Source organism: Nocardia fodinahabitans (genome assembly GCF_052983615.1).
On sequence record NZ_JBRJJC010000001.1, the window covers coordinates 2,768,900 to 2,784,053 of the forward strand.

At 68.5% G+C, this 15,154-nt stretch carries 15 protein-coding genes and 1 pseudogene; 4 read left to right on the forward strand and 12 right to left on the reverse strand.

Features of this window, described 5'->3' with window-relative positions:
- Positions 1-8: 8 nt before the first annotated feature.
- Both uraH and uraD read right to left on the reverse strand, forming a co-directional pair.
- The gene (gene uraH / locus NV348_RS12905; RefSeq protein WP_447147141.1) at positions 9-326 is read right to left on the reverse strand and encodes a hydroxyisourate hydrolase; all 318 of its coding nucleotides are present in this window, start codon (positions 324-326) and stop codon (positions 9-11) included.
- Positions 323-817, reverse strand: a complete 495-nt coding sequence (gene uraD / locus NV348_RS12910) for a 2-oxo-4-hydroxy-4-carboxy-5-ureidoimidazoline decarboxylase (protein WP_447147142.1) — start codon at positions 815-817, stop codon at positions 323-325. Before uraD ends, uraH begins: the two co-directional genes overlap by 4 nt.
- Before the next feature lie 126 nt (positions 818-943).
- On the opposite strand from uraD, the gene NV348_RS12915 reads away from it, so the two are divergent.
- Both NV348_RS12915 and NV348_RS12920 read left to right on the forward strand, forming a co-directional pair.
- Positions 944-1,540, forward strand: a complete 597-nt coding sequence (locus NV348_RS12915) for a nucleotidyltransferase family protein (RefSeq protein ID WP_447147143.1) — start codon at positions 944-946, stop codon at positions 1,538-1,540.
- A gap of 15 nt (positions 1,541-1,555) precedes the next feature.
- On the forward strand, positions 1,556-2,572 hold the full coding sequence (locus tag NV348_RS12920) for an XdhC family protein (RefSeq protein ID WP_447147144.1): 1,017 nt from the start codon (positions 1,556-1,558) through the stop codon (positions 2,570-2,572).
- Between the two features lie 2 nt (positions 2,573-2,574).
- On the opposite strand, the gene NV348_RS12925 is transcribed toward NV348_RS12920, so the two are convergent.
- From NV348_RS12925 to NV348_RS12940, 4 genes are all read right to left on the reverse strand, one after another.
- Positions 2,575-3,639: an ABC transporter substrate-binding protein gene (locus NV348_RS12925; RefSeq protein ID WP_447147145.1), complete on the reverse strand. Its 1,065-nt coding sequence runs from the start codon at positions 3,637-3,639 to the stop codon at positions 2,575-2,577.
- A 67-nt stretch (positions 3,640-3,706) separates the two neighbouring features.
- The gene (locus NV348_RS12930) at positions 3,707-4,510 is read right to left on the reverse strand and encodes an ABC transporter permease (protein ID WP_447147146.1); all 804 of its coding nucleotides are present in this window, start codon (positions 4,508-4,510) and stop codon (positions 3,707-3,709) included.
- The gene (locus tag NV348_RS12935) at positions 4,507-5,337 is read right to left on the reverse strand and encodes an ABC transporter permease (protein WP_447147147.1); all 831 of its coding nucleotides are present in this window, start codon (positions 5,335-5,337) and stop codon (positions 4,507-4,509) included. Before NV348_RS12935 ends, NV348_RS12930 begins: the two co-directional genes overlap by 4 nt.
- Entirely contained in the window at positions 5,334-6,128 is a 795-nt protein-coding gene (locus NV348_RS12940) for an ABC transporter ATP-binding protein (protein ID WP_447147148.1), read from the reverse strand. Before NV348_RS12940 ends, NV348_RS12935 begins: the two co-directional genes overlap by 4 nt.
- Before the next feature lie 245 nt (positions 6,129-6,373).
- Here NV348_RS12940 and NV348_RS12945 point away from each other — a divergent pair, with 245 nt between their 5' ends.
- Entirely contained in the window at positions 6,374-7,387 is a 1,014-nt protein-coding gene (locus NV348_RS12945) for an alpha/beta hydrolase (protein ID WP_447147149.1), read from the forward strand.
- A gap of 71 nt (positions 7,388-7,458) precedes the next feature.
- Here the strand turns inward: NV348_RS12945 and NV348_RS12950 are convergent, their stop codons facing one another.
- From NV348_RS12950 to NV348_RS12970, 5 genes are all read right to left on the reverse strand, one after another.
- On the reverse strand, positions 7,459-8,118 hold the full coding sequence (locus NV348_RS12950) for a TetR/AcrR family transcriptional regulator (protein WP_447147150.1): 660 nt from the start codon (positions 8,116-8,118) through the stop codon (positions 7,459-7,461).
- A 111-nt stretch (positions 8,119-8,229) separates the two neighbouring features.
- Positions 8,230-8,586: a DUF3349 domain-containing protein gene (locus tag NV348_RS12955; protein WP_447147151.1), complete on the reverse strand. Its 357-nt coding sequence runs from the start codon at positions 8,584-8,586 to the stop codon at positions 8,230-8,232.
- Positions 8,587-8,597: 11 nt separating this feature from the next.
- Complete coding sequence (locus NV348_RS12960) at positions 8,598-8,879, reverse strand: hypothetical protein (protein WP_447147152.1); 282 nt, start codon at positions 8,877-8,879, stop codon at positions 8,598-8,600.
- A gap of 12 nt (positions 8,880-8,891) precedes the next feature.
- Positions 8,892-10,076 (reverse strand): inorganic phosphate transporter, encoded by a 1,185-nt coding sequence (locus tag NV348_RS12965; protein WP_447147153.1) that lies wholly within the window; start codon positions 10,074-10,076, stop codon positions 8,892-8,894.
- Positions 10,077-10,139: 63 nt separating this feature from the next.
- Entirely contained in the window at positions 10,140-11,660 is a 1,521-nt protein-coding gene (locus tag NV348_RS12970; protein ID WP_447147154.1) for an ATP-dependent DNA ligase, read from the reverse strand.
- Positions 11,661-11,754: 94 nt separating this feature from the next.
- Here NV348_RS12970 and ramB point away from each other — a divergent pair.
- A pseudogene (ramB, locus tag NV348_RS12975) lies at positions 11,755-13,159 on the forward strand (acetate metabolism transcriptional regulator RamB).
- Positions 13,160-13,168: 9 nt separating this feature from the next.
- Here the strand turns inward: ramB and NV348_RS12980 are convergent.
- A complete protein-coding gene (locus tag NV348_RS12980) occupies positions 13,169-14,998 on the reverse strand; it encodes an acyl-CoA dehydrogenase (RefSeq protein ID WP_447147155.1) in 1,830 nt (609 codons plus the stop codon).
- Positions 14,999-15,154: the final 156 nt, after the last annotated feature.

A 15,154-nucleotide genomic window follows, 5' to 3' on the forward strand; every position in this document is an offset into this window, starting at 1 on the left:
CTGCTTGCTCAGCTCCCTCGGTAGGTGGAATAGGCGAACGGCGACAACAGCAGCGGCACATGCAGATGCGGCTGCTCACCCACCGTGAACGCGACGCAGACCTCGGGATAGAAGGTCTCGACTCCCTGCGCCGCGAAATAGCTACCGGTATCGAAGAACAGGCGATAGTCACCCGGATTCAACCCGGCGGCAAGCTCTTTCACCCGGCCGTCGGCATCGGTCAGCGCCTCGGTGAGACGCTGGTCGCCGCGCGTCAGCCACACGGCGACACCCACCGCGGGCACCCCGCGCACGGCGTCGAGCACGTGCGTGCTCAGCCCGGTCACGACGACGCCACCAGTCGGGCGAGGCGAAGCCGGTTGATCTTCCCCAGTTCGGTGCGCATGACCTGCCTCTCGGTCGACGGATCGTTGTCCAGCCGCGCCCGCAGCACGGCGAGCAACTCCTCGCCACCGCGTCCCGCCGCGCAGACCAGATAGATATGGCCGAACTTGGCCTCGTAGTCGCGGTTGCCCGCGGCCAGCGCGGCCTTGATATCGGCACCGGCGACGCCGGACTGCTCGCGTGCCGAGGCCGCCGAGGTCGGGCGATCCCCGATCCGCGGGTGACCGGCCAGCGCCGCATCGATCTCGGCGTCGTCGAGCGCGGCCGAGGCCGCGTCGGCCGCCGCGAGCAGGGCGTCCGTACTGGCGTAGGGCCGCGCGGCGGCGACCGCCCGCGCCCAGCCCGGGGCGGAGCAACAGGCAAGCAATGCCGCTTCGGCGGCCCCGGCGGGGAGCTCGTTGAATCCCGCGAGGCCGATCGCTTCGCTCGTCATCGATCCAGCATCTCCCCATCCCCGGCCGCGGGCCACCGATGTGCGGTCGGTCACGTCGGCGTGTCGTCGCCCTAGCGCTCCCCTGGCGTAATCGGGCGGCAACATTGCGCAACTACCTTCACCGACATGCCCCCGATCGACCCGCCCGTGCCGTCGGCGTGCACGGGCGTCGTCCTCGCGGCGGGCGCGGGTACCCGTTACGGCAAACCCAAGGCACTCGCCGAGAACGGCGCCTGGCTGCGCGCGGCGATCACCGCCCTGCGCGACGGCGGCTGCGCTCCGGTGATCGTCGCGCTCGGCGCCACCGGCCCCGATCCGGCCGCCCTCGAGCTGCCGCCCGGCACCGAGTGGCGGTGGGTCGCGGACTGGGCCACCGGCCTCGCCGCGACGGTTCGCGCGGGCTTGCGCGCGGCCGCCGAAGCGGACACCCGATATGTGGCCTTCCTGCCCGTCGATACCCCCGATGTCGGGGCCGATGTGGTCGCCCGAGTGCTCGCCGCGGCCCGCGCGAGCGAGAGCGGGCTGGCCCGCGCTGTGTTCTCCGACACACCTGGCCACCCCGCTGTGATCGAGAACAAGCACTGGGACGCCATTTCGGCGGTAGCCGTAGGCGATGTGGGAGCTGGTTCCTATTTGGGCGCCAGTCAGGATATGGTGTGCGTCACGTGCGACGACTTGGCGACTGGGAACGATCGCGATTTCCCGGTAGTCGGCGCACGGTGATCGGAGTTTTGAGATATGCGCGATATCGTCGATGACCTTCTGCGAGTGTGGCATTCGGGCCGTACCGGCGGCCTCGCCACCGTGGTCCGTACCATCGGCACGAACGCGCTGCCGATCGGGTCGGGAATGCTCGTCACCCCCAATGGCGGAGTCTTCGGATCCATTGCTTCCGGGCGACTGGAGGAGACGGTCTACGCGGCGGCACTGGAAGCCGCGCAGACCGGGATCCGGCAACTCCGTCGCTACAGCCTGATCACCGGAATGGAATCGGGATCCGACGACGGCGAACTCGTCGATATCTTCATCGAGCCGTTCTCCTGCCGCGATTTCCCGGAATTCCCCGCTATCGCCGCCGATATCCAGGCCCATCGCCGGGTCACCGTGTTCACCGTGGTGTGGAACCAGGATCCCGATGTCATCGGCCAGCATCTGGTCACCGATCGCAAGCACGCCACCGAGCTCGTCGCGCTGCCCGAGTCGGATCTGTTCGTCGCCTCCTACTGCCCGCCGCCGCGCCTGATCATCTTCGGCGCCAACGCCTATGCCGCCACCCTGGCCGCCCAGGCGCGGATGATCGGCTATCGGGTCAGCATCTGCGATTCGCGTCCCGAGTTCGCCGACCCGGCTTCGTTCCCCGGCGCCGAGGTCGTCGTGGACTGGCCGCACCGCTACCTGAACACCCTCTCGGCCGCGGGCGAGATCGACAGCAGCACCGGCATCGTGGTGCTGGCCAACGAGCCGCGCTTCGAGATCCCGCTGCTCACCGTCGCGCTACGACTACCCGAGCTGGGCTACCTGGCCGCGCTCGGCTCCCCCGCCGACCAGGCCCGTCGCCTCGACGACCTGCGCGCGGGCGGCTTCGACGAGCCCACCCTGGCCCGGCTGCATGTGCCCGCCGGCCTCGAATCGGGCCCGCGCACCCCGGCCGAGACCGCTGTCTTCGTCACCGCCGACTTCCTCGCCTCGCGCGCGGGCCTGCGCCTGACCGCCCGCCGCGACTACGGGTCGGCGGCGGTCGGCCTGGCGATCTAGGCCTACTTCAACCCGGGGTTCGCGGCGTAGATCTCGCGCAGGATCGACAGGTCGAACAGCTGCTCGGCCTTGATGTCGATCTTCGCGGTGCGCAGCGCGGCGATGTTCTGCTCGATCAGCGCGTCGGTCATCGACAGCAGACCGTCGGTCTTGGTCGAGGCCGAGACGACCAGGTCGTTCTGCGCGATGGCCTCCTTGGTCTGCTCGCCGAGCTCGAGCTTCTGGTCCTTGCCGTAGACCTCGACGGCCAGCCGGGCCGACTCGGCCGGATCGGCGACGGCGTCCTTCCAGCCCTTGATCTCGGCGATCAGGAACGCCTCGAGCTTGTCGCGCTCGTTGTCGATCGTGTCCTGGGTGACCGTCAGCGTCTCGGCGACCAGCGGCAGGCCGAAATCGGCGAACAGGAAGTGATCGTTGGCGAAGCCCTTGGCGGCCAGGGTGATCGGCTCGTTGGTCACGTAGCTGACCCAGCCGTCGACCTCGCCGTTGGCCAGCGGGGTCGGGTCGAACTGCGCGGGCACCACGGTCACCTCGCCCGGTGCGATCCCGTTGGCCGCCAGCAGGGCGCTGAAGATCAGCTGGTTGGTGTCCTGGACGCCGATCTTGCGGCCCTTCATATCGGCCGGTGACTTGATCGGCTTCCCCGCCGCACTGACGATCGCGAACGGATTCTTCTGATAGGTCGCGCCCACGATTTTCGCGGGCAGCCCTTCCAGGATCGCGGGCGCGGTGGTCTGCGGCGCGGACAGCCCGATCCACACCTTCCCGGTATCGAGTCCGGCCTCCACCGAGGTACTCGCCGCGCCACCCGCGATGAGGTCTACCGCACCGAATCCCGCATCCTTGAAATATCCCTTCGAATCGGCGAAATACTCACCCGCGAATTCGATGTTCTTCAGCCACGACAACTGCACCGCGACCTTGCCGTATTTCGAACCGTCGTCGGTCGAACCGTTGGAAGAACCGCCCGAACCGCCGCCGCACGCGGCGAGCAGACCCGCCCCACCGAGCGCGGCGCCGGTCAGCGCGGAATAGCGGAGAAAGGAACGACGGTCGATACTGTTCATGCGCCGAATGTAGTTTCGACGCGTTTCGTTCTCTTTGCGTCCGCGTTCCGCCGCCATTCCCTCCCGATCAGGCCTTACCCGCGCTCGGCCCGAACCGCGCGAGCACCAGATTCTCGATCACGCCCACGATCGCGTAGAGCAGCACCGACACCACGGTCACCACCACGATCGACGCCCACAGCCGGTTGTACTGGAACATCGGAATGGCGCGCACCAAACTTGCGCCCAAACCCGTTCCGCTGCCGAGCCATTCACCGAGCAGCGCGCCGATCAGCGCGCCCGGCACCGACACTCGCGCCGCCGCGAACACCGAGGGCAGCGCGGCGGGAACCGCGACCAGCCGCAGCCCGGTCCAGCGCGAGCCGCCGTAGGCCGTCACCAATTCCATGGCCTGCCTAGGCGCTTCGCGCAAACCGGTCATGATCATCACCAGCGCCGGGAAGAACACCACGATCGCGGTCAGCACGGCCACCCCTGCCGTGCCACGGCCGAAGACCAGCACCACGATCGGGCTCAACGCCACCAGCGGGACCGAGCGCAGCAGCATCGCCACCGGCATGAACGTCTGCTGCACAGCCGAATACAACACGAACAGCGCGGCCACCCCCAGCGCGCCGAGCATGCCGACGGTGAAGCCGATCGCGGCGTCGCGCAGGGTGATCGCGAGGTCGTCGACAATCGCCTGCCGGGCGGTCGCGGCACCCGGCGCGGTCACCAGATAGCGCCAGATATCCGAGGGCGTCTTGCCGACCCTCGGCCCGATCTGCGGGAACGCCCGCAGGAACAGTGACCAGATGACCAGCAGCAGGATCAGCGAGGTGGCCAGCGGCAGCAGGAACCGGCCGATCCGGCGCAGCGCGGTGGTGGTCATCGGCCCTCCTCCGTGGTCGCCGTCCACGGCGTGATCAGTCGCGCGGCCACCGCGACCAGCAGATAGCCCAACCCGGCCAGCGCCGCAGCGGCCAGTGCCATGCCCCAGGTGCGCGGCACGTTGTAGGCGGTCTGCGCGGCCGTCAGCGCGACGCCGATCCCGCTGTCGACACCACCCAGGTACTCGCCGATGATCGCGCCGAGCACCGCCGACGGCGCGGCGATCTTCAAGGCGGCGAACGTGTTCGGCAGTGCCGCGATCGCCCGCACCCGGTACAGCTGCTGCCAGCGGCCGCCGCCGTAGGCGCGCACCAGGTCCAGGCTCGCCGGATCGGCCGAGCGCAGGCCGGTGACCGCGCCGACCATGGTGGTGAAGAAGCAGTACATGGCGGCCAGGAACACCGTCGGGGTGCGGCCGCCGAAGACCACCAGGATGATCGGGCCCAGCGCCACCAGTGGCGTGCAGTAACTCAGGATGGCCAGCTGGGTGGCCAGCGGCTCGATCCGCGGGATCAGCATGATCAGCGCCGCGATCCCGATCGCGAGCGCGTTGCCCCACAGGAAGCCCTGCAGCGCCCCCGCCGCCGTCACCCGGAAGTTCGGCCCGTACAGACCCCAACCGTCCGACCACATGGTCGACAGCACCCGCCAGGGCGTGGGGATCGTGCCGCCTGCCACCCCGGCCGCCGCCAGCACCCACCACAGCGCGATCAGCGCCGCCACCCCCAGCACGCCCGCCACCCGGGGGCCGCCGATTCCCTTCCGTAGCCGGACGCGACCCGGCGGCGTCACCGCCGCAGGCCCGGACACCGCGAGTGCCTCACTCATGCCACACCACCGCGCCCGAACAGCAGCTCGGACAGGTAATCGCAGAGCTTGTGGAATTCCGGGGTCCGCATCATCTCGGGCGTGCGCGGGCGCGGCAGATCGATCTCGACCAGCTCCAGGACCCGGCCCGGTCGCGGACTCATCACCGCCACCACATCGGAGAGGAACACCGCCTCGCCGATGCCGTGGGTGACCATCAGCGTCGTCGCGGGCTGCTCGGTCCAGATCCGCAGCAGTTCCAGATTCAGCCGCTGCCTGGTCATGTCGTCGAGCGCGCCGAAGGGTTCGTCGAGCAGCAGCACCGACGGCTGCACCACCAGCGCCCGCGCGATCGAAACCCGTTGGCGCATACCGCCGGACAACTGCGCCGGCTTGGCTTTCTCGAAGCCCTCCAGCCCGACCAGCGCGATCAGTTCGGCGATCCGCTCCGGTTCGGCGGGCAGCCCGGCCACCTGCAACGGCAGCCGGATGTTCGATTCGACGCTGCGCCAGGGCAGCAGCGCCGAATCCTGGAAGGCGATGCCGAGCTGATGGCCGCCGCGCAGCCGCTCCGGCGTCAGCCCGTTGATGGTGGCGGTGCCTGCGGTCGGTTCGTCGAGACCGGCCAGAATTCGCAAAACGGTCGATTTGCCACATCCCGACGGGCCGAGCAAGGAGAGGAATGCGCCGTTCGAGGTCCGCAGATCGACCGAGTCGAGCGCGCGCACGGTGTCGCGACCCACCCGGAACGTCTTGCTCAAACCGCTGATCTCGATCCCGGCCGACGCGCCACCGGAGATTTCCTTACCCATGGCCGTCACCATAAGAGCGGCTGGTTGCGGCGGTATTTCCGATTCGCGGGCAGTATTGCGCGGTCGTTAACCGTGCTCGAGGTCACTGCTATTTGTGAACCAGTAACGATTCTGTCCCGCCGGAGGACATAGAGTGTCGGAGGATCTGACAGCCCCGCAGCCGTCGAGCGCGCATCGTTCGGCCAAGGGGGGAAGCACTGCGATGACGGAGCCGACACGGCCCGTGGACTGGAACCGACTGTTCGATGAAGCTCTCAGCTGTACGTACCGTGGCCGCACTGCGCACCACCGCCGTGGCTCTGACCGCCGCGCTGTCGGTGGCCGTGATCGCAGGCGGTGCCGCATCGGCCGAACCCGAGAAGCCCTCGGCCGTGTCGTCGATCGTCAAGGACGGGCGCACCTGGCACCTGAAGGTGTACTCGGCGGCCATGAAGAAGGACATCACCGTCGACGTGCAGCGCCCGGTCGACGAGTCCAAGCCCGCCCCCAACCTCTACCTGCTCAACGGCCTCGACGCCGGTGAGGGCACCGCCAGCTGGGCCGCGCAGACCAACGCGCTCGGCTTCCTGGCCGACAAGCAGGTCAATGTCATCCAGCCGATCGGCGGCCGCGGCAGCTACTACGCCGACTGGCAGAAGGAAGACGCGCGCCTCGGCCTGAACAAGTGGAACACCTTCTTCACCCAGGAGCTGCCCCCGCTGCTCGACAGCACCCTCAACTCGACCGGCCTCAACTCGCTGGCCGGCCTGTCCACCTCCGGCACCTCGGTGCTGCAACTGGCCGAGGCCAAGCCGGGCCTGTTCAAGTCCGTGGCCGCCTACTCCGGCTGCGCGCAGATCGCCGACCCCATGGGCAGGCAGTTCGTCAAGTTCTCCGTGGAGACCTGGGCGGGCGGTGACACCGAGAACATGTACGGCGGTGACAACGACCCGGCTTGGGTCGCCAACGACCCGGTCCTCAACGCCGAGAAGTTGCGCGGCACCAACCTCTACATCTCCAGCGGTAGCGGCCTGCCGGTGATGGAGGACGTGCGGTACTACACCGAGGGCAACGGCCCGATGGGCGTGGTCAACCTCGGCCTCGGCGTCGCGATCGAAGCCGCGACCAACGCGTGCACGCAGAACCTGAAGACCAAGCTGGACTCGCTGGGCATCCCGGCGACCTACATGTTCAACCCGGTCGGCACCCACTACTGGCCGTACTGGGAGCAGGCGCTGCACGAGTCGTGGCCGATGCTCGCCCAGGGCATGGGTATCTGATTCTCCCCACACCTGAAAAGGGAGGCGTCCGATCGGACGCCTCCCTTTTCGTGTGTTCGGGTTTCGTGCGCTCAGGTCGGCAGTGCCGAAGGCCGGACCGAGAGCCCGGACCGGATGAAATAGGCGATCTCGTCGCAGATCTCGTCGACCGAGATCGCGTCGCCGGGAACGGTGGCGTGCACCATCTCCTGCGCCAGGGAATTCACCGCGCCGATCAACGCGAGCGTGAACAGATGCACACTGCGCGATTCCGCTTCACCACGCGCGGCGGCGCGCTGGGCCTCCCTGGTGAGCAAGCCGGAGACCGATCGCCGTTGCGCGCGGCGCCACTCCTCCACCACCGGGCTCACACCGACCACCTCGACGTAGAACACCCTGGCCGCCCGGCGATCCCGGCAGGTCACGGCGAGAAAGGCACGGAAGCTCTCCACCACGCGCACCACCAGCGGCTGCTCGCTGGCGCGTGCCAGCGCCTCGTCGACCCGGTGCAGCGCGGCCGTGTTGAGCCGGTCGACGAGGGCGATCAGCAGCGCCTCGCGACTGCCGATGTCCTCGTAGAAACTGCGGGTCGACACATTCGCCGTCGCGCACAGGCGTTCGATCGACGTCGACGAATAACCCTGGGTACCGAATAGTTCCAGTGCGGCATCGGTCAACCGGTTGCGCCGCATGGCTACTCGCTGCTGGCGCGACAATCCACCGTAACTACGACCACTATCGGTTTCATCCACACGCCGAACCACCCTGGCATGCTAGCGCGCACCCGCCGGGCAGCCGGGCGAATCGGAAATTGGTTCTGCCACGAATTCCACTGGCCCAGCGGAATTATCGCGCCGGTAACTTCAGTCCTGGTCGGGCGCCGGTTCGCCGTCGTCGAGCGGTTCGGCCAACGGCCAGCCACCGGCGGCCAGCTGCGAAGCCACGCGCGAGACATCGTCGGGCGCGGGCTGCTCCTTGGCGAAATCGGCGATGGCCGCCGCGATCTCGGCCTCGCTGATCGATTCCCGGTTCGGGTTGGCCTCGATCAGTTTCTCCCCGATGACCACCACCTCGTAGTCGGTGAGATGCCGGTGCAGTACCGCGAACAGCGCGACATAGTCCGATTGCGGGATGCCCTGCGGATATCCGGCGCGCAGCCAGCCCAGCACCCGCGAGAGCAGGTTGCCGCGGACGGCGGGAGTGGGGGTCGGATCTGTCATCGCGTCCTCGCTCATGCTTGACCGAACAGATGGATGCCGAACTGATGGGCGAGGAACGCCTTGGCGGTGAACAGGATTCCGGTGATCACCACCATGACGATGAGGACCACACAGATCAGCGCCCCGGCCAGCGCCGGGTAGTTCCGGCGGACGCGACCTTCGGCGTCGACCGTCTCCGCCTGGGCCCACCAGCGCACCGCGAAGGCGAAGACCGCGGGCACCCCGGCGCCGAAGACCAGCGCGGCCAGCACCACTTCCCACAGTGAACTCAGATTCGTGATCACGGTATGCACGATCGCTCCCTTCTACCCGGCGTGGTTCTGTTCGACCGACGACGGCGTCGCCGCGGGCGGCACACCCTCGGGCCACTCGTTCACATTGTGGGTGCCGACCGGGTCCCGCCGCGACCGCAGATAGATGCCGAGCGCACCGGCGATCAAGATCGCGAACACCACCAGGACGCCGGGCAGGCCACCGATGAGGTGCGCGATGGCCCAGCAGATCGCGCCGACGATGCCCGCCATCGGCAGTGTCAGCAGCCAGGCGACCGCCATCCGGCCCATCACCCGCCACCGCACCTCGACACCCTTGCCGATGCCGGTGCCCAGAATCGCGCCGGTCGCGGTCTGCGTGGTCGACAGCGGCAGGCCGAAGTGCGCGGAGGTGAGGATGATCGCCGCCGAGGTGGACTCGGCGGCCAGGCCCTGCGGCGACTCGATCTCGACCAGACCTTTGCCCAGGGTCCGGATGATCCGCCAGCCGCCGAGATAGGTGCCGAGGGCGATCGCCACGGCACAGGCCGCCATCACCCACAGCGGCATGTGGTCGTCCTTGTCGAGCGTGCCGTAGGCCACCAGCGCCAGGAAGATGATGCCCATCGTCTTCTGCGCGTCGTTGGTGCCGTGGGCCAGCGAGACCAGCGACGCCGACCCGATCTGGCCCCAGCGGAAGCCCTCGTTCGCCTTGTCCTCGTCGACGCCGTGGGTGATCCGGTAGACCAGGACGGTGGCGATGGCCGCGACCAGCGCGGCGATCACCGGCGCCAGGATCGCGGGCAGGACGATCTTGATCAGCACGCCCTCCGAGCCCGACGCCCAGATCACGCCGTTCCAGCCGAGCGCGGCGATCGTCGAGCCGATCAGGCCGCCGAACAGCGCGTGCGAGGAACTCGACGGCAGGCCGAGCAGCCAGGTCAGCAGGTTCCACAGGATGCCGCCGACCAGACCGGCGAAGACGATGACGAGGAGGTCCTGTCCGCTCACGTCGTTCAATTGCACGATGCCCTTGGCCACAGTCGCCGCCACCGATACCGACAGAAAGGCGCCGATCAGATTCAGCACGCCGGACAGCGCCACCGCCACGCGCGGCTTCAGCGCGCCGGTGGCGATCGAGGTCGCCATGGCATTGGCCGTGTCGTGGAATCCGTTGGTGAAGTCGAATGCGAGAGCTGTGACGATGACGATCAACAGGACCATTAGTTCGGCGCTCACCCGAACAGTGTGTCGTATGCCGATACCGGATTGCCAAACTGTTGCAGGTAAGTCCCGAACAGGTCAGCCCGCGACCCCCAGCGCGCGCACCGCGTCGATCGTGTCGGCCTGCGCCGGCTCCTTGTCCGGCCGGTAGCGCAGGACCCTGGCGAAGCGCAGGGCGACGCCGCCGGGATACCTGGTGCTGGCCTGGATACCGTCGAGCGCGATCTCGACGACGAGCCGCGGCCGCAGGAACACGGCGTGCCCGTCGGTGTGGGTCTGGTGGCGCGGGAACTCCGCGGTCTGCCAGCGCAGCAGCTCGTCGGTGAGGCCCTTGAACGTCTTGCCGACCATCACCGGCTCGCCCGTCTCCGAGTCGCGCGCGGCCAGGTGCAGGTTCGACAGGAACCCGGTGCGCCTGCCGTAACCCCACTCCGCGCCGATCACCAGCAGGTCGAGGGTGTGCGCCGGTTTGATCTTCTGCCACGCCTTGCCGCGCCTGCCCGCCGCGTACGGCGCGTCCAGGGCCTTGATCATCACGCCCTCGTTGCCGACGGCCAGCGCGTCGTCGTAGTACTCGGCGGCGGCCGCGGCGACGGGGGCGACCAGCGCCGGGATGACATGCTCGCCCGCCACCCGGGCCAACGCGGTGCGGCGGGCCCGCAGCGGTTCGTCGATCAGGTCGACGCCGTCGAGGTGCAGGCAGTCGAAGAAGTAGGGGTGCAGCAGCAGGTCCCTGGCGTCCTCGCCGACGGTGGCGAACCGGCTCATCGTCTCCTGGAACGGGCGTGGTCTGCCCGCGTCGGTCAGTGCGAGGGTCTCCCCGTCCAGCACCACGCTGACGCAGTCGAGGCCGGCGACCAGCGCGACCAGCTCGGGGACGCTCGCGGTGATGTCGCGCAGCGTGCGCGTGAAGACCCACACGCGCTCGCCGTCGCGGTGCACCTGGATCCGGGCGCCGTCGAGTTTGTGTTCGACGCTCACCTGCGGACCGAGTTCGGCCAGCGCCTCGTCCAGCGAGCCGCCAGGTGACGCGAGCATCGGCGCGACCGGCCTGCCGACCTCGAGCCGGAACGCGGTCAGCGCCGCCGCGCCGCCGGTGACCGCGGCGACGGCGGTCGCGGGCAGCTGCCCGGACAGCATGTGCGCGCGCCGGACCACCTCGACCGGGACGCCGGTGGCCTGCGCCAGCGCCTCGACGACGACCGCGGTGAGCGCACCCTGCCGCAGTTCCCCGGTGAGCAGCCGGACCAGGAAGGACTGTTCGTCCTCGGTCGCGGCGGTGAACAACGCCGTCAGCAGTTCGCGTCTGCGCAGCGTCGAGCCGGTGCCGCTGAGCCCGGTGAGTTCGGTGAAGACACCGTCGACCTCGTCGACCGTCAGGCGCGGCTGCGCGCTCGGTGGCGTCTCCAGCCCGGCCACGGTGCGCCACCCCGCGCCGATCCGGCCCTGCACCAGATCACCGGACAGCCACGCGACCACGATCCCGATCTCCGCCGGGCTCGCGGCGGCGAAGAGCCCGGCCAGCGCGGCGATCTTCGCCTTGCGCGACCGGGTCGCTCGCACGGCCGCCGAGGCCGCGACGACATCGCTGAACAGCACTCGACGACCGTAGCGCGGCGGTGTGACACATCGCTCAGACCACGCTGTTAAGAATCCATTGGCAAGGGTGCGAAACCGGCCATAAACTGGACATATGGCCAAGACCTATGTCGGTGCGCGGCTGCGCCAGCTGCGCACCGAGCGTGGGCTGAGCCAGGTCTCACTGGCCCAGAAACTGGAGATCTCGGCCAGCTATCTCAACCAGATCGAGCACGACGTGCGGCCGCTGACGGTGCCCGTGCTCAAGCGGATCAACGAGGTCTTCGGCGTCGACCCGGCCTTCTTCTCCGCCCACGACGACACCCGGCTCATCGCCGAGCTGCAGGAAGTCGTGATGGACGCCGAGCTCGGCATCGAGGCCGACACCCAGGAGATCGCCGACATGGTCTCGGCGCATCCGAGCATGGCGCGGGCCCTGGTCGCCATGCACAACCGGTACCGCAACACCAGCGCCCAGCTGGCCGCCGCCACCGAGGACCGCTTCTCCGACGGTTCCGGCAGCGCCGCGATCAGCAAGCCGCACGAGGAAGTGCGCGACTACTTCTATCAGCGCCAGAACTACATCGACGAGCTCGACACCGCGGCCGAGGACCTCACCGCGCGCATCCGGTTCCACGGCGGCGAGGTGAGCACCGAGATCGTCCGGCTGCTGCGCGCGCACGGCGTGCGGATCGTCGAGCGGATCGACCTCGGCGAGGGCGTGCTGCACCACTTCGATCCCGAGACCAATCAGCTCGAGATCTCCCCGCACCTGTCCGGCGGGCAGCGCACCTTCAAGCTGGCCGCCGAACTGGCCTATCTCGAATGCGGGCCGCTGCTCGACAAGCTGGTCGAGGAGGGCAATTTCGCCTCCGAGGCCGCACACAAGCTGGCCATGCTCGGCCTGGCCAACTACTTCGCCGCGGCGACGGTGTTGCCCTACACCCACTTCCACGAGGTGGCCGAGGACTTCCGCTACGACATCGAGCGCCTGTCGGCGTTCTTCTCGCAGAGTTACGAGACCATCTGCCACCGGCTCTCGACCCTGCAGCGGCCGAGCCTGCGTGGCGTGCCGTTCTCCTTCGTCCGCGTCGATCGCGCGGGCAACATGTCGAAACGCCAGTCCGCCACCGGTTTCCACTTCTCCGCCAGTGGCGGCACCTGCCCGCTGTGGAACGTCTACGAGACCTTCGCCTACCCCGGCAAGATCATGACCCAGATCGCCCAGATGCCCGACGGCCGCAAATACCTCTGGGTCGCCCGCACCGTCGAACGCCGCGCCACCCGCTACGGCCAGCCCAGCAAGACCTTCGCCATCGGCCTCGGCTGCGAACTCCGCCACGCGAGCCGCGTCGTCTACGCCGACGGCATCGACCTCGGCGAAGCCACCGCCACCCCCATCGGCGCCTGCCGGGTCTGCGTCCGCTCCAACTGCCCCCAACGCGCCTTCCCCCCCGTTGGGCAAGGCACTCGACATCAGCGAACACCGCAGCTCGGTCTCGCCCTACCTGATCAAGTAGGGCGAGCCTTCAGAAGGCCTCCTCCGGGATGGACATGATGTCGTTGTCGATGGTGGCGAGGATGTTCTTGGTGGCGGTGAGTTCGGGCAGGACGTTCTTGGCGAAGAAGCTGGCCACGGCCACTTTTCCCTGGTAGAAGGGGCGGTCCTTGGGGGCGGCGTCGGTGGCCAGGGCCGCGGCGGCGATGTCGGCTTGGACCATGAGGCGCCAGGCGATGAGGAGGTCGCCGACCGACATCAGGAAGCGGACCGAGCCGAGGCCGACCTTGTAGAGCTCGGTGGGGTCGGTCTGGCCAGCCATGGCGTAGCCGGTGAGGGTGGCGGCCATGGCGCCGATGTCGGCCTGGGCGGTGCGCAGCAGGGCGCGTTCGGTGGCGAAGCGGCCGGTGTCGCTGTCCAGGTAGGCGGTGATCTGGGCGTTGACGTGCGCCAGCGCGGCGCCGCGATCGCGAATGATCTTGCGGAAGAAGAAGTCCTGCGCCTGGATCGCGGTGGTGCCCTCGTAGAGCGAGTCGATCTTGGCGTCGCGGATGTACTGCTCGATCGGATAGTCCTGCAGATAGCCGGAACCGCCGAAGGTCTGCAGCGACTCGGTGAGCAACTGGTAGGCCCGCTCCGAACCGACACCCTTGACGATCGGCAGCAGCAGGTCGTCCACCCGGTGCGCCAGCTCCGCGTCGGCGCCGGAGACGAGCTGCGCCACATCCTCGTTCTGATGCGCGGCGGTATACAGATACACCGCGCGCAGCCCCTCCGCGTAGGCCTTCTGCATGGCCAGCGACCGGCGCACATCGGGGTGATGGGTGATGGTGACGCGCGGCGCCGCCTTGTCCGACATCTGCGTCAGATCCGCGCCCTGCACCCGGGTCTTGGCGTACTCCAGCGCGTTCAGATACCCCGTCGACAGCGTCCCGGACGACTTCACACCCACCGTCATCCGCGCGTTCTCGATCACCTTGAACATCTGCGCGATGCCGTTGTGCACGTCGCCGACCAGCCAGCCCTTGGCGGGCACCGCCGTGCCGCCGAAGGTGACCTCGCAGGTCGGCGAGGACTTGATCCCCATCTTGTGCTCGACCCCGGTCACATACACACCGTTGCGGTCGCCCAGCTCCAGCGTCTCGGGATCGAACAGGAACTTCGGCACGTAGAACAGCGACAGCCCCTTGGTGCCGGGACCGGCGCCCTCCGGCCGGGCCAGCACCAGGTGGAAGACGTTCTCCGCCACCTCACCCACGTCACCACCGGAGATGAACCGCTTCACGCCCTCGATGTGCCACGACCCGTCGGGCTGCGGCACGGCCTTGGTGCGGCCCGCGCCGACATCGGAGCCGGCGTCGGGCTCGGTGAGCACCATGGTGCCCTGCCAGCCGCGCTCGAATCCGCCACGTGCCCAGCGCTTCTGCTCGTCGGTGCCGACCTCGTAGAGCACCGAGCCCATCAGCGGACCCATGTTGAAGAAGCTGGCCGCCGGGTTGGCGCAGATGACCAGCTCGTTGATCGCCCACATCAGCACGTTCGGGGCGGCGGTGCCGTCCATACCCTCCGGCATGCCGAGGCGGAACCAGCCCGCCTCCTGGACCGCGGCCACCGTTTTGCGCAGCGGTTCGGGCACGGAGATGTCGAAGGTGTCGGGACGGAAGACCACGGGGTGCCGGTCGGCCGCGGCGAACGAGTCCGCGATCGGGCCCTCGGCCAGGCGCTTGACCTCGTCGAGGATCTGCCGCACCGTCTCGGAGTCCAGGTCGCCGTAGGCGCCGGTATCCAGGAGTTTGTCGAGGTTCAGCACCTCGAACAGATTGAACTCGATGTCCCGCACGTTCGCCTTGTAGTGCCCCATTGGGCTCCTCCTCGACTGACCACACACGGCCCGAGCGCCGCGTCTTCCGGCTGTTCGACGTCGTACGAATTCGAAGCGTGCCGCACCATGGCGTCCCTACGCAACCGTAGGCGCGCAGACCCCCGTACCTCGCGTCGAGCATTTGTTCACACGGAT

What these genes read in the sequence shown, in the direction of transcription:
- uraD (WP_447147142.1), bottom strand. Translation starts at nt 817, where the DNA reads ATGACGAGCGAAGCGATCGGCCTCGCGGGATTCAACGAGCTCCCCGCC.
- NV348_RS12915 (WP_447147143.1), top strand. Translation starts at nt 944, where the DNA reads ATGCCCCCGATCGACCCGCCCGTGCCGTCGGCGTGCACGGGCGTCGTC.
- NV348_RS12920 (WP_447147144.1), top strand. Translation starts at nt 1,556, where the DNA reads ATGCGCGATATCGTCGATGACCTTCTGCGAGTGTGGCATTCGGGCCGT.
- NV348_RS12925 (WP_447147145.1), bottom strand. Translation starts at nt 3,639, where the DNA reads ATGAACAGTATCGACCGTCGTTCCTTTCTCCGCTATTCCGCGCTGACC.
- NV348_RS12930 (WP_447147146.1), bottom strand. Translation starts at nt 4,510, where the DNA reads ATGACCACCACCGCGCTGCGCCGGATCGGCCGGTTCCTGCTGCCGCTG.
- NV348_RS12935 (WP_447147147.1), bottom strand. Translation starts at nt 5,337, where the DNA reads ATGAGTGAGGCACTCGCGGTGTCCGGGCCTGCGGCGGTGACGCCGCCG.
- NV348_RS12940 (WP_447147148.1), bottom strand. Translation starts at nt 6,128, where the DNA reads ATGGGTAAGGAAATCTCCGGTGGCGCGTCGGCCGGGATCGAGATCAGC.
- NV348_RS12945 (WP_447147149.1), top strand. Translation starts at nt 6,374, where the DNA reads ATGAAGCTCTCAGCTGTACGTACCGTGGCCGCACTGCGCACCACCGCC.
- NV348_RS12955 (WP_447147151.1), bottom strand. Translation starts at nt 8,586, where the DNA reads ATGACAGATCCGACCCCCACTCCCGCCGTCCGCGGCAACCTGCTCTCG.
- NV348_RS12980 (WP_447147155.1), bottom strand. Translation starts at nt 14,998, where the DNA reads ATGGGGCACTACAAGGCGAACGTGCGGGACATCGAGTTCAATCTGTTC.